This is a genomic window from Gardnerella sp. KA01002, from assembly GCF_049244015.1.
GTDB classification, from domain to species: Bacteria; Actinomycetota; Actinomycetes; order Actinomycetales; family Bifidobacteriaceae; genus Bifidobacterium; species Bifidobacterium vaginale.
Window position 1 is genome coordinate 1,309,816 of the sequence record NZ_CP058365.1, and the last position, 16,789, is coordinate 1,326,604.

Here is a 16,789-nt window from a genome sequence, read left to right on the forward strand (position 1 = left end):
GGATTATTATGGCAAATAGCAACCGCAAAAAGCATGCACGCGAGCAAGTTGAGAGCTCGTTTAAAAACGTTGATTCATCTTCTGCGTATGCAACCATGCGCAAGGTTTCATTGAGCACACTTGCCACAGTTCTCACTGCAGCAACCTGCTTGGGTGGTCAGCCAATCCTCGCATCCTCTAATATTCTTCTTCCTCCAACTACGGCAGCTTTTGCGCAAGAAGTGCGTAACGCTGATCCTACTCCTTGGCTGCATACGCCAAATATTCTTGAGTTCCAAAGGTATCGCTTTGCTAACAGCAACGGAAAAATCGGTCAAATAGGATCCGACGGTTTGGGTGATTACGATAACACCACCAAGAAATCGGATATGTATGCACATCTTGAAGAAAACAACGGTGCTAAGTATTTAGTCTTCGATGTGTTCTTTAACAACGACGGTAAAGATATGACTGGCGCTTCCAAACAACAACAGTATGTTTGGCAAATTCCTTTTGCAGTTGCTGACTTAAATAATGGTTATTACAATGGAGACACATTAAGTGATTTAAGCTTTGATTTTTATAAACGAAATGGCACTAGTCCACAAACAACAAACGCTGTTCTTTCACGCGATTTTTCATTATTCACTAAAGAAGATAGCCAATCAGCAACACTTAGTAAGCCTTTGCAAGATGATCAGCACCTTGGAAATTCTATTTACAAAATAACCTTGGGCATACGCATGGGGAATAGCAACCAGCAAGATTTGAGTGATACTTTCCACAAGAATGCAGGCGACGGGGTTATTAGCAATGCTACAACATTAACAGGCGTATATAAGAACAAAAGCTACGGCATCGGCTTAAGAACTACAAACGTCGACTATGCAGTACACATGCATTGCAAAGTAAAATTACGTCAAGGAGTCACTCTTGACGACATTCAAGATGCTTATACATGGGCAAATACAAGTACTTATGGTAGAACGACTAACTCTGCTTACACCTTTATTTCTGGTCGCGAGCGCTGGAAAGAACCAAATCTTAAGCGCACAAAAAGCGACAATTTACCTCCAAAGCTGTATTTTAATGGCAAAGAGATTAGCGATTCCAACAACAGCATTACCGTGTATCAGGGCGATACTCCTACAATCAAATTCGGAACATCTGACGACAGTGGAAAAGTAACGAAATTCTCTGTAAGCGGATTGCCAGACTTTGCTAAAAATGGCAATGTTGACGAGAAAAACGATAATGGTATTGATGCTAGCGAAAGCAATCCTCATACCAAGGTTATTAATAAGACTACATTTATACACAAAGATAAAAGTGGCAATCCTGTAAACTCCGACTACACGATTACTGTCTCTGCAACCGACACTTCTGGAAACAAAGCAGAAAAACAAGTAAAAATAAAACTTGAAAACCTTAATAAAAAGTACAAGGAGCCAACTGCTACACCGATTACTGTTGATTGGGGACATGCACTTACTGAAAACGACTTGAAGCCTCACGTTACTGGGATTGAAGGCGGAGGGAAACTCGTCTTTAATCCATTCCCTCAAACCAATATTCCACAAGAGTACTTTAACGGAAGGGAAACTCTTCCCGCAAACGCATCTGCAAAAGTTGTGTACTCAGATAACTCGTATCACGTTGTTACGATTCCTGTATACATTAAAAAGCCACTTTCTTTGCAACATAAGCTTAATGGAAATACCGTTAATGCTACTGTTGGCGATAAGCTCACAAAGACCAAAGACGGCAACAAAGTTGACGCTAAGCAATATCTTGGCATAACCGATAAGAATGTTAAAGATAAAATTAAGAGCGCAGAGTGGGTGAACGGCGAACCTTCTACAAACGTTGCGGGAAAGAAGACTTACACTGCTAAAGTCACATTTAGCGACGGCAGTACTGCAGAAGAAAAGGTCACTTTCACTGTTCGCCCTCAAAAGCCTAAGATTGAGACTGATTTGACTGGCGTTGCAGGCGTAAAAGGCAAGGAAGTTGTAGTTAATGCTGGTCCTGGCACAGCTGGAAGCACTGTAACACTTAAGAACAGCAAGGGCCAACAAATCGGCACTGGAACCGTTGGAGCTGATGGCAAAGTTACAATTACAGTTGCTAACGGCATTCCTGAAGGAAACATTACTGCAGTAACTACTACTGCAGATTCCGTAAGCTCTGACGCAAGCGACGCTAAGAAGGCTACTAAGGATGACAAAGCTCCAACGCTTACTGCCGATAAAGATAGCTTTACCGTAAAAGTTGGCGAAGATCTGAAAATTCAGCTTACTGCAAAAGATGATGTAAAGATTGAATCTATTGACACAGCAACAGCAACGATGGCTCTGTTTAACAATGGCCCAACAAAGCTGCTTAGTAACCCAACTCGCGCTGGAGTCAAGTACGATTCTAAGAATAATACAGACACACAGAAGAAACTTACTTATACATTCTCCGGCTTTAAGCCTGAAGAGGTTGGCACTTACACTCTTACGTTCTCTGCAACTGATGCTGCTGGTCACAAAACAGAAAAAACTGTGACTGTAAAAGTGGAGAAAAAAGAAGACATTAAGCCGAGAAATATTACTGTTGACTTAGGTCATAAGCTAGACGAAAAAGACGCAAAGAAGGCTATTGCCAACCACAGAAGCTTACCAAAAGGAACTAAGTTTGCTTGGAGCAAAGAAACTAACGGCACTCCAGACACTTCCACTGTTGGCAAAGAAAAGTCTGGAAAAGTTATTGTAACTATTCCTACTAACGACAAAAATCACCCACGCGTTGAAACTGTTGACGTTAAGGTAACTGTTAGGGATAACGAAAGTCCTAAAGTTGCGATTCAGCAAAAGGGTGACGGTGGTACATATAACACCATTGATCCTGGATATCCAGATGGTCCAAAATACCCACCAGTATTTACTATCACTACGTACCGCGGTGATAAAAACGATATTAAGATTACTGCAACAGACAATAGCGGAGAAGTTACAACTCTTACTTTAACGCCTAAAACTCCAGGCGAGACAGAAAAAGCTCCTACTGGAACTGGCACAACTGCAGATCCTAAGACTTTGACGCTTGACGGCACTACTCCACTCAACACTAAGCCTGGCGAGTATACGCGTACCATCACAGCTGTGGACCCTTCGGGCAACACTAATAAAGTTACTGTGAAGTTTATCGTTAAACCGCAATCAGATAAGTACAGCAAAGTCACAGGAACGCCTGTTACGTACAACATGAGCGACGGCACAAAGCATCCGGATCCTAAGAGCGGCATTGATCTAGAAGCAGTGAAGAAACTGCCTAAGGACGCTAAGTATTCTTGGGCTAAAGAACCAGATTGGAATAAGCCTGGCGAGCAGAAAGATGCTAAAGTTCGCATAACATTTAAGGACGGTTCAACTAAAGACGTTACTACAACCGTTACCGTTAAGGACGATATCGCGCCTGTTATTAACACACCTAGTACCAATAAGGCAAAGAGAGCAGACACTGAGAAAACAGCTGAGTACTACCAGTTCAAGGTGCATAATGGCAAACCGTTCAGCATTGATATCAACGCTTATGACAACAGCGGAAAGATTAAGAGTGCAACAATAGCAACATTCCCAGGTCATGACGGAAAAATCACTATTGACAATCAAAACGGGAATTCTGCAGAAAAGCCTGCGACTATTCATATTAAGGGCACTGCAAAACGAGATGCGAGTATAACTAATTCGTCCGATAACAAGTGGTCTCGTGAGCTTGTTGTTACAGACGAAGCTGGCAACGAGTCTAAGCTTAAGGTTCAAATCTCCGTGTACACGGATGCTGAAGAGCATACTGCTACTGCTAAGCAAGTTGATAATCCTAAGGATAACAACGCAATTACCAACGCGATCACAATAACAAAATATGATAATCCAAATACGCCAATCGATAAGACTGGTATAACATTTGAAGTTGGAAAAATTCCTACAGATGATGGAAATTACACTGTTCCTGTAACTGTTAAATATCCAGATGGATCTTCCAGCAAGATTGAAGTGCCTATTGTCGTTAATAGGGAGTCTAACAACTACGACCCTGTTGGCAGGACGATTACTGTTCATTGGAATTCTAAGGAAGATATTGCAAATAAGATTAAGTCGTTTGGCGATGGCAATGGCTTGACGTGGAATGGAAACTCTCCAAAGCAAAATCCAACAGTAGAAATCGTCAACACAAAAGACGTTCCAAGCACCGATAAGCCTGGCGAAAGCAAAGTGCAGGTTAAGGTTAAGTATTCGGATGGCTCTAGTGACGTTGCAACAGTAACTGTTAAAGTTTTGGATCCACAAAACAAGGATTACACGCCAGAAGGTCAAACAATTAACATTGACTACAATAAGACGCCGAATACAGGTATATCCAGCAAGATTACCGGCGTTGGCAAGGATAAAGGCATTAGCTTTGGTAAAGATAAGCAAGGCAAAGATATAACGCTTCCAGAAGGCGCAAGTATTGCTATTGACGACAAAGCTAAGACTGTTCCAGATGGCACTCAGCCTGGTACTTTCGATATTCCTGTAACCATTACATATAAGGATGGCTCTAAAGATCACGCAACAGTAAAGGTTACTGTAGGAAAGCCTCAAAGTGAAACTCATACGCCAAAGGTTGACGGCGGAATCACTAAGAAGTATGGAGAAAGTGGCCCTTCTGACAATGACATCATTGCTAAAGTCACTGTTCCAAATAAACCAAATGGTACAACAATTACAGTTGATAAAGGTCAAACACCTATCGACACTAAGACTCCTGGAACCGTAAACGTTAAGGTTACTGTTAAGTATCCTGACGGTTCTGAGGATCACGTGGAAGTTCCTGTAACAGTTGGCGAGCCAGATAACGAGACCTACAAACCAGGCGCAGAAGCTATCAACAAGAAGCGTAATGATCCAGCACCTACTGCTGAAGACATTAAGAATGCTGTGAAGACTTCTACAGTTGATGGCAAGACTCCAGATAAATCTAAAACAAAAGTAGAGCTTGTAGATCCAAAAACTCCTCTACCAACTACAGATAAGACTGGCACAACTAACGTACCTGTTAAGGTCACATATCCAGATGGTTCCAGCACTGTTGTGCAAGTGCCTGTAGTAGTTACAGATACCGATGCCACTGCGAACACTCCTGCAGTTGACACTGTGGAAGAGCCGTATGGCACTGGTAAAGAAAAGACCAAGAAAGCTGTTACAGCTGCTGTAACTGTTCCTGATTTTAAGCCAAAGAAGGATGGCGATAAGCCAACAGTCACTATCACAAGCGCCGATAAGGATATTCCAGACGGCACAAAGCCTGGCACTTATCACGTTAAGGTTAAGGTCACGTACCCAGATAACACAACTGATGAAGTTACTGTTGATGTGACTATTAAGAACAAGCAGTCGGATACTTTCGAGCCAAAGGTAACACCTGTTGTTAAGCCGTTTGGCAAGCAGGTTACATCTGATGATGTAACTAAGAATGTAACTGTTCCTGATTGGTCAAAAGATTCAAAGGAACAACCAAAGATTGAGTTGAACGAGCCTAATACAAAGCTTCCAGATGGTAAGACTCCTGGAAACTCTACTGTTAAGGTTAAAGTCACCTACCCAGATGGCACAACTGACACTGTTGACGTGCCAGTAACTATTAGCAATAAGCAGTCTGAACTTTACCCACCTAAGGCAGATAATCTTGAAAAAGATAATGGTCAAAAGCCTTCGGACGACGAAATTATTGGCAAAGTAAGTGTTCCTACCTGGCCAACGAACGAAACAAATAAGCCAACTTACTCTATTGCTGAGGGAGATAAGTCTAAGATCCCTAATGGAGATAAGGCTGGAAAGTTTGAAGTGCCTGTAACAGTTACATATCCGGATGGATCAACAACTGTTATCAACGTGCCTGTAACTATTAAGTCTCCAACTGCTACAGCTAAAGTTGTGACTGTGCCAAAGGGCGTGGAGCCTAAACCAGAAGACAGCATTGCCAATAAGGATAAGTTCCCTGATGGCACTAAGTTCGAGTGGGATAACAACGGAAAACCAGACACATCTAAGGAAGGTAACAGCGTAAAAGGCAAAGTAAAGATTACTATTCCTGGATCTGATACTCCTCAAGAAGTTGAAGTAACGGTTAACGTTGTTGACCCAAGTGCATCTGAAGTCAACGTGCCACAGGGCAAGGATTTGCCAGAAGCTAAGGATGTTATTAAGGATTCTAGCGATAAGAGTAAGTTCCCTGAGGGCACTAAGTTCGAGTGGAAACCTGAAGATAAGCCAGATACTAACAATCCTGGCGCAAAGAATGGCAAGATTATTGTTACCATCCCAGGTCAATCCCCTGTAGAAGTGCTTGTAACAGTGAGCGTTTTGCCAAAGCCAGAAGCGAATGTTGTGAACGTGAAGGTTGGCGACAACCTTCCAGACGCATCGAAGGGTATCGCTAATAAAGATAAGTTCCCTGAGGGAACCACCTTCGAGTGGAAGAAAGATGCTGCTCCAAAGACCGACAAGCCAGGCACCACTAACGGCACTGTGCTCGTTCATATTCCAGGTGTGAAAGATCCAGCGGAAGCCATAGTTACTGTGAACGTAAACCCTGTGCCTATAGCAAAGGTAACCACCGTTGCACAGAACAGCAATCCTGATCCTAAGAACAGCATTGATAACAGCACCAAACTCCCTAAGGGAACCACATTCGAGTGGAAGAAGGATGCTGCTCCAAAGACCGACAAGCCAGGCACTGCTAGTGGCACAGTGATTGTCAAGATTCCAGGGCAAGCACCTCAAGAAGTGCCAGTAACAATTACTGTGACACCAGCACCTGTTGCAAACGACGTAACTGTGTTGCAAAAGAAGAATGGTGACACAACTGACACTACTCCTAAGCCAGAGGATGTTATTAAGAATCATAAGGATCTACCTAAGGATGCTAGTATTTCTTGGAAGAAGAAGCCTGATACGTCAAAGACTGGCAACCAACCAGGCGTTGTGACCGTTAAGGTGCCAGGCGAGCCAGATGTTGACATTTCAGTCAATGTGTTCGTTGTGCCAAATCCAGCCGGTAAAACGGTGAGCGTACATGTTGGTGATTCTCCAAGCGCAGAAAACAGCATTGCCAATAAGGATGAGTTACCTAACGGAACCAAGTTTGCTTGGGCAACTAACGGTACTCCAGATACCAAGACAGCTGGAAACAATAAGAGCGGTACTGTCGTGGTAACTATTCCGGGTATCGCAAATCCTGTGAACGTACCAGTAATAGTAAACGTTGTGGAACAAAACAAGCCATTTATTAATGGTGGCAAAGCAGAAAACACACCAGATAAGTCTGATAAGACAACTATTACTGGTAAAACTCAGCCAGGAAACACAGTAACTGTCAAAGACAATGACGGTAATACTGTTGGTACTGGAGATGCCAACAAAGACGGAAACTTCACTATCGAAATCGATAAGAAGGATCCTGGCACAACACTCAAGCTTGTTCCAAGCAAGGGTGGAGTTGATGGTGATGCAACTACTGTAACCGTCACTGCTAAACCACAAAAGCCAACGATTACGGTACCAACCGACAACCAGAAGAACGACGGAAACGTAACTGTAACTCCGCCAACTGATGACACAACGGTTGTGAAAATTGAAATCAATGCTAAGCCAAATTCAATCAATGGTCCAGAACAGCCAGTTCGCACAATTATTGCTAAGAAGGATAACAATGGTAAGTGGAAGATTGACGGAGACGCTCCAGAAGGCGTAATCGTTAATCCAGATACTGGCGTTGTTACTATTCCAACAAAGAATTTGGAAGACGGCAGCACTATTACTGCAGTATCTAAGAACAAGACGGACAAACCATCTGATCCCGCTACTGCTGTAACTGGCTTTAAGACTCCACAGATTAGTGAGCAAACGCTAAAAGACAATCCAGATGATTCTACTAAACAAATCATCACTGGAAAGACTCTTCCGGGCGCAACAGTAACTGTTACCGATAACAATGGCAATCAAATCGGAACTGGTACCGCAGATAAAGATGGCAACTTCACTATTACTATCGACAAGCAAAAGCCTGGTGCCATCGTCACCCTCACACCAACCAACGGTAAGGGTGATGGTGCAAAGACGGGCGATAGTGTAAATATTACTGTCAACGGAAATATAACTAAGCCAAAGATTGACACTCCAGCCGAGGGTGGTGCTAGCGTGACGCCTGATCTCACGGATACGCGCGTGAACAAGGTTGTAGTTACTTACACTCCAGAAGGCAGTGAAACAACCGCAACGATTACTGTTGTTGCTGAAGGCGACAAGCATGAGTGGAAGATTGACGGAGACGCTCCAGAAGGCGTAACCGTTAATCCGCAAACTGGCGTTGTTACGATTCCAGCAAACAAGATTAAGCACGGTAGCACTATTACTGCGCAATCAGAAGACAGTAGCGATAAGACTGGCAAGAGCAAGTCAGAAGTGGTAACTGCTAAAGTTGGCGAAAAGGAGAAGCCTGCACCAGAACCAACGCCAACGCCTGCGGGTGAGCCGACTATACTCACGCCACAAGATGGTGTTGAGCAAGGTTCCGCAACTGTTACCCCACCAGCAGATGCTGATACTCTAGAAATCACGTATATTCCAGAAGGCGATACAACGACTCCTGTAACAATTACCGTGAAGAAAGATAAGAATGGTAACTGGACTATTGACGGTAATACTCCAACCGGCGTGACTGTTGATCCTAAGACTGGTAAAGTCACCATCCCTGCAACCCAAATCAAGGATGGTAGTACGATTACCGCGCAAGCCAAGAAGAATGGTCAACCATCCAACAAGGCAAACGGTAAAGTAGGAAACAACCCAACCAAGAAACCAACACCAACGCCAACACCAACGCCAACGCCTGCGGGTGAGCCGACTATACTCACGCCACAAGATGGTGTTGAGCAAGGTTCAGCAACTGTTACCCCACCAGCAGATGCTGATACTCTAGAAATCACGTATATTCCAGAAGGCGATACAACGACTCCTGTAACAATTACCGTGAAGAAAGATAAGAATGGTAACTGGACTATTAACGGTAATACTCCAACCGGCGTGACTGTTGATCCTAAGACTGGTAAAGTCACCATCCCTGCAACCCAAATCAAGGATGGTAGTACGATTACCGCGCAAGCCAAGAAGAATGGTCAACCATCCAACAAGGCAAACGGTAAAGTAGGAAACAACCCAACCAAGAAACCAACACCAACGCCAGAACCGGCACCGACACCGGAACCAGCACCTGCGCCAACCCCAGAACATGAATCTGGTTCTCATGATTCTGATGAACACACTGGCAACAGTGAAAACAACAGGAATAAGAGCAATAACACTCAGTTACAAGCTCCTAAGTCTCCTGCACGTCACTCCTCCGGCCAGGTTGCGCAATCAAAGTTAACCAATACAGGCTCTGCAATTACTGCAGCAGGCGCTGTTGCTGCACTCGCAGCCGCAATAGGTGCTGCATTCGCAGTCATTATTCGCAGGAAGAAGCGCGACTAAACGTTGGTGGTGCAACAAATATTAAAATTGAATAAATAATATACATATGCTCCGTGATAAAAGGGTTCGCAAAATTTACGACAACTCTTCAACCACGGAGCATTGTTATATCTGTAAAGCTATAGAACTGTAGGCTACGGAGGTATAATCTACAGAGATATAGGTGCTACAAATAGATGCCGTTAAATGATCTGGGTACTGGTAGCGGGTACCGGTAGCGAAATAGCATACCACTGCGATAATGACAGCGTACTACTGGCATTAGGTAATATCAGGCGACATACGCAATGCTACACGTACTAAATATGGCATACTGAACTACAGAGCTACTTACGTAATTTTTAACGCAACTCCAATCGCCTTACATTTTTCCTGCAAATGTGGTCAAATAAAGCCAGAGCGAAAACAGATGCCGTGGAATAACACAGCAAATGTTTCCACATAACGCCAAAACGACTACAAACGCCGGAGAAAATTCCCCGGCGTTTGTAAGTAAGCAGCAGCTCAGCAGTAGCAGCCGCTGGCATCTAGGCGAGCGTCTGGGTTTAGAGCGTAGTACGGTTTCCTTACTTGGTATTGCGCGAGGTTTGAGTATTTCTCTCCTCGCAAATCCCGTCGCTACTCTCCTCTTTTATTGCTCGTATAGAAATACATCAAACCTTCTGAATATCTAGAACTTTTGCGTGGTTTTTATCACCGAGATTCTCGATTTTTCTTGCTACTTCAGCGAATCACCATCAAAGAGCTGCGAATCGACTTGCTTGAGCGCTTAAAGCGTAGCGCGCGAATGCACTTCGATTCGCTGAGCTTGCTCAAAGTTGAAAGCACAGTGTGCTTTCAACGCAAGCGAAGACGTGAGCGCGCTGTAACGCGCGAGCGATACGCTTCATTCAGTGCGAAAAATCTCGAATCTATACCTAACTTGGCGCAACCTTGTAGTGCGTTTGTACCTGATTTACGGCGTGTCGTCATACAATCGCACTACAAGGTTGATCGTCGTTCGCGCGGATTAGCCGTGTGATTCCGAACGTCTATTAGTAGCCGCTCGGCTGATCTGGCGCGTAAAGTCCACTGGACTTTACGTTTAAGCCAAATCACGCTTTGAAGGAGCTTGAAATGCGTTATGAAATTTCAAGCTCAGTCAAAGCAAACGCACTACAAAAGTGCTCTCGCGCGCGACGCTTTAAAACTCAAAGCCACAAATCTATCTAAATGCAACTTTATAACGAGCAATAGCTGCAACAAATGTAAGTATAATGAACAGCGCAAAAGTATAAACAATGTTGCTTCCTGTTTGAAGCATAGATCCACCACGCTTTGAAACACCATTATCTACAACAGTTACTTCAGTCCATGCGATTTGTTTGCCACTCTCGTCTACAAGTAGAACAGTGTGTTTACCAGAGTATCCAGCTGGGAATATTGCATCGAATTGAGGCACGCCATTCACCATTCGTACAGTAACATACTTTGAACCGTCGGAGCCTTTAAGCAATCGCGGAGACGAGTAGATGTATGCGTAAGCATATGCAATACCTTCACGATTCAGACGTTCAATAAACTCGCCGTTTTGAATGCGAATGTTTACTTTGTTCACAATTCCAGCATTCGCAACATTATTGTCTCGTACTAGCAGAGTTCCTCTTAGCTCTGACTTAAGCTGCTGCACTGTTGCCGGTGCAGTAGGAGTTGGAGCAGCTGATGATGGCTTAGCAGGCGCAGATACAGCAGAATTTGAGGAAGATTCAGGTTTTGTTTTAGCTGGTTTAGACTGATCTGAATTTTCATGCACATTCTGCTTAGGTTTTGAATGAGTTTGATATTCAGAAGTAGAGTGAGACTCAGCATTAGGCTTAGATTCAATACTATTATTAGGTTCATGAGCAGGCGTATTAGACTTAGAGCCTTGCTGGGATGCAGAACCTGATTCGGAATTACTAGGAGCAGTACCCACATCTGGGACTAAAGTATGTGGAGCAGGATGATTTTCAGTATCAGAGTCTCCAGGAGTTTGCTCACGACCAGGCGTAGATGAATTTGGCTCATGAGTTCCAGGATGAGTTTCTCCAGGAGTTGGAGTTGGAACTGGCGCTGGCTGAGGAGCCGGATTCACAGGATTAGAACCAGGCTGAGGATGAGGGCCAGGCGCTGGAGCCGGATTTGGCACTACAGGACCAGGAACAGGTGGCTGAGGTGATGGAGTAACAGTACCAGGAGTTTGTTCATGCCCAGGAGTAGATGGATTCGGCTTCTGCGTACCAGGCTTAGATCCATCCTTCAACTTATTGATATCCAAAGGATTCATCTTATATTTGAGAACATCATCAACATTAATATTTGCAAAAGGATTGTCGTTCTTCTTTTCAGCATCCTTCACAAGTACTGAAGTCGAAAGAGCAGAAACCTTGTAATTTCCATTGTCATCTACAGATGCTTCAGGACACACTGACTCATCATTGCTGTTAGCTTTCCCATCAGCAATGCGCACGCGATACTTTCCTTTGCCAATATTCACAGTAAATTCACCACTATTAGCATTGAAAATAAACACATACGTTTTACCGTTGTTGTCAACACTAAATGCGTTAATACCATCGCTGCTCTTAATCCAATGCATATTATTGTTAACATCAGAATATTCAGAATCTCGTAAAGCTGGAATCTCGTTTCTTAGCTTTATCAACGCTTTGAAGTACTCGACAGCATCTTCATTCGTTTTAACTAGATCCCACTTAACGGAATTGTCACCGTCGCCAGCATTGTAACTATTAGCATTACCATTCTTGCTTCGTAAGAACTCTTGACCAAGCTCAAAGAATGGCATGCCATGCGCAAACATTACAAGCGAATTAGCAAGCATTACTCGCTTCTTAAGATTCTCTTCTGTCTCATTAGGCAAGGATTTCTTCAACTTATCGTAAAGATTAAGATTGTCGTGAGCTTCAACATATTGCACAGTCTGACCAGCATTCGCGTAGCGCCTACCAGTGCAGCTTGCGTTTCCAGGCTGGCAACCGTAAAGATTTTGCATTACAAGATTGTCGCTGCCTCTGTTTCCAGACACGAATCCAGCAACATCATCATCTCCTTGACCCTTTACAGCATCACGGAAGGAATCGTTAAAGAACGCAACGCCATTATTTTCAGCAAGCTTATACGCATTAGGCTGAATAGTGCGGTTTCCATAAGGCAATTGGCTCATATCCCAGCCTTCGCCAAGAATAATCGAGTTCGGGTCAATTGCATGAACAGCTTCACGCACTTCCTTAATGGTTTCAAGGTCAATCAATCCCATCAAATCAAAACGGAAGCCGTCAATACCGTACTCTTTAGCCCAATACTTTACAGAGTCAACAATATACTTTCGCATCATTTTGCGCTCTGAAGCAGTATCGTTTCCGCAACCAGATCTATTAGACAAGCTGCCGTCATCGTTGTAACGGAAGTAGTAGCCTGGCACAGTCTGTCCAAAAGCGTTCTTTTCTGCGTTATAAACATGGTTATAAACCACGTCCATAATCACGCGCAAACCAGCCTTATGTAGACCTTCAACCATTTGCTTTAGCTCAGTAATGCGCGTAGCAGGATTTGCTGAATCAGACGCATAGGAGCCTTCTGGAACGTTGTAGTTTATTGGATCATAGCCCCAGTTTTGATGAGGATTATTTTTGTCGTTCTTCTCTGCATAGTCAACTTTAAGATCTTCGTTCACAGAACCAAAATCATACATTGGCATGATTTGCACGTGAGTGATGCCGAGGGACTTCAAATAATCAAAGCCAGTTGGCTTGCCATCTTTTTTAGCACCAGATTGAATTACACCAAGATACTTTCCGCGCTTTGCAACATCTACGCCAGAACTTTCATGAATCGAAAAGTCGCGAATATTCATTTCTGCAATAGTCGCATCAGTTGGACGCTTTCCAAATGATGCCTTACGAAATACAGGTGTTGCCATATTGCCACCGAATACAACGGATCTCATTCCATTTCGCACAGCAGCTTTTGCATAAGGGTCTGGAGAATTATTAACAGTGCCATCTGCAAAATAAACCTTGTATGTATAAGCAGTGCCAGCTTTTGCATCACTCGTAGTAATACTCCACACGCCAAGCTTTCCATCTTCTGTGCCAAGAGTCATATCTTGCTTTTTATCTTCTTGTGCTTTTTCATCAGTTGACTTATAAGTTACTAACTCCACTTTCGTAGCAGTTGGTGCCCAAAGCTTGAAAGTCGTAGAATTACCATTTACAACAGCACCCAAGTCATCGCCTATGTACGCATACTTTTGATCAAACTCATCAGTGCGAACAATCTTAGAACCTTTAACAGTTGAAGCAGACACTGTTTTAGGCATTCCACCAACACCCTTAATGTTGATTTCATACATTTTCTTAAGATCTAATTCGTTCTTTGCAGTGATTACGATCCTATTATCCACAACAGCAACTTGCGAAATATCTATTGTCTTGTGTTGATTTTTCTTTGAATCTGTAACATCAGTTACAGTAACATTTTTCTTCTCAACTTCCGAAGGGTCGCCGCTCACGTTTACAGTAAATTCCTTAAAAGACGTAATATCAGCATTAATAGCATTAGCCTTCGTGTTGATTACGTTTGGGCTTAAGTAAACTCTACTATCGCCCTGCATAAGCCAGATTTCAGCATTACCAGTGTTACCATCTTCGCTTAAAGTAATTGCTTTTGCAGGAATTGGGCGATCGCCTTCGCCAGGATCTTTAGAAACCCAATCGTTGCCTTGCATAGAATAGCGCACAATAAACTTTGAATCTTTTATGCCAGAATCATTGTGGAATGTATATTCTGCAATCTTACCGAAATCATCATGAGCCGTAAAATCTTGCTTTACGCCCTTCTCACTACCGCACCAAGTCCAAAGATTCCAACCAGCGTAATCCTTGTTTGTTCTGCGGTAGTGAACAGTAACATTTAATGTTTTAATGCTATTAAGCTTGTTAGAGACTTCAGATGGAGGTTCTGCAAAAGTATTTGAATCTCCTCCGTAAACCCAAGCTTCGCCAACACCATCTTCGATTTGCCAGATATTACGATCTCCGCCGTCCTTATGCCAGTCCTGACCATCAACGGGTTTCTCGGTAATAATAAATCCAACTTTTCCGCTCTCGTAAGTGCCATCAGCTTCAACTGCGTAAGTCTTACCAAAAGCGTCTTGACCATTGAATTCATGCCAAGCACCTTTTATCTCTTGACCATCTGCATTTTTAAGACCCCAGATATAGACGCCCATATGGCGATTGTCACCATATTTTTGCTTATAGTGAATAACAATCTTTGTCTTTAATTCAGTAGGCTTTGAAGATGTGTCCTCAACCTTGCAAGGAATGCTAGCAGATTCAGAACCTTTCAAATCGGCATCTACTACATAAGTTTTCGAACCAGCTTGAATTTCAAAGTTTTCTCTAGACTGATTGTTCTTGTTATACCAATTACTTCCACCGTCATTAAATACAGCAGTAATTTGCTTGCCATTATTAGGAATTGTTCTTGCAAACCAACCATCGCAAACTTTGCGCATTGGTCTACCAGGAACTGCAGTCCAAGATCCATTGCCGATTTGATAATGAATATTTACAGAACTTGGATTACCTGCTTTATTTTTAGCATTAAAATAGACAGTTGTTGACTGGTCTTTAGCATCGTCAACATTGTATTTTGGATCAGATTCATCACGTGCTGGACCAGCTTTACTAGCGCTATCTGCTTTAGAATCCACATGCAAAGCAATTGCAGAATAAGGAGCAATAGTCGCAGCAACCTTGCCATCTGTAACTTTAACAGTCTTAGAGCAATTCCCCGCAGCATAAACGTTGCAATACTCACCATTTGGCAAATCAGTAGTATACAAAACTTTCTTTGCGTTTGGAGTATTGTTAATTGCTAAGAAGCCCTTGCCTGCGCGGCTAAATGCAATGTTATTATTGTCACTCTCCTGCCAATTAGTGACTTGAGCACCATTTACAGCATTAAAGAAGCCAACCATTCCACGAATCGAAGTCCAACGCTGAGTGCACTGCCAACCAGTTGTTGGAGAACAATCTACATTTGGAACAGAGGTTTCAGTCGCACCAGGCGCACCATCATCCTTATTTTTTGCATCAAACCTATACCCCGAGTAAATGTTTGGGTTTCCGTAAGGGTAGCCAAGCATAAACGCGTTTGCAAGCTCGTAGCGAGGACCATCCTTATAAGTAAGAGTGCGCGCATAATTTTCTCGAGGAGTATCCCAATTAGTAACAAAAATTGAAGCTTTATCGCTTGGAACAAGTCCATTAGTAATATTCTTTAGATTCGAAATTGAACCATAAAAATTGCTCTTTAATCGGTAAGAATACTGGAATTCGTTGACTTCACCTTCCTTTAAATGCTGATCTGGCTGTATTTCTTTAGCTTCAGAAGGATCACCAATCGTCTCCTGCATCCACCAAATCTTGTCAGGCGTAGTGTGCGCAGCATCAGCAGCAGCTTTCTTAATCGCAGCCATATCTGTTGGAGAAATATGTTTTACTGCGTCGATACGGAAGCCAGCAACACCAAGCTTGAGCAAATGAGCAAAGTACTTACCTAAAGTCTCTCGCACATGCTGCTTTGACGTATCCAAATCAAGCAAGCCAACAAGCCTGCGATTCCACACTTCCTCAGCATTGTTATAGTGCTCAATATTCCTAGCATCTTGATGGAAATCATCCTTTTTATATCCAGCATCTGGGAAATCTTCTTTAGCAGCGCTATATTGGCTTCCACCAACACCCTCTGTATGAGTGTCACCAGCACCAGTCATGTGATTAATAACAGCATCCGCAATGATTTCAACGCCTGCAACTTTGCAAGTGTCAATCATGCTCTTAAACTCATTTTCAGTACCGAGTTTTGACTTTAATTTATAGCTCACAGGCTGGTAAGAAGTCCACCACTGAGTACCCTTTACATGCTCATTTGGAGGAGACACCTGCACATACTTAACACCCTCAGGACCATAAGTTGTTTTGCATTCTTGAGCAATACTCTTCCAATTCTGCTGGAATGCAGTAACAATAACGCCCTTACGGTTAAGAGTTAGATTGCTAGATTGAGGATTACTAGATTCACTACTAGACTCACTACTAGCGCTTGCATTGCCAACAACAGCAAAACCTGTTATTAACATTGCACTCGCTGCAATCATAGAAACTATTTTCGACGCAAGGTGGCGATGAGCGACCATCTGCATA

The 16,789-nt window shown here is 43.1% G+C and carries 2 protein-coding genes; one reads left to right on the forward strand and one right to left on the reverse strand.

Features of this window, described 5'->3' with window-relative positions:
• Positions 1-8: 8 nt before the first annotated feature.
• Positions 9-9,539, forward strand: coding sequence for a Rib/alpha-like domain-containing protein (locus HXT60_RS05080; RefSeq protein WP_421790939.1), 9,531 nt, complete (start codon positions 9-11; stop codon positions 9,537-9,539).
• Between the two features lie 1,204 nt (positions 9,540-10,743).
• Here HXT60_RS05080 and pulA read toward each other — a convergent pair.
• Positions 10,744-16,782 (reverse strand): type I pullulanase, encoded by a 6,039-nt coding sequence (pulA, locus tag HXT60_RS05085; RefSeq protein WP_421791421.1) that lies wholly within the window; start codon positions 16,780-16,782, stop codon positions 10,744-10,746.
• Positions 16,783-16,789: the final 7 nt, after the last annotated feature.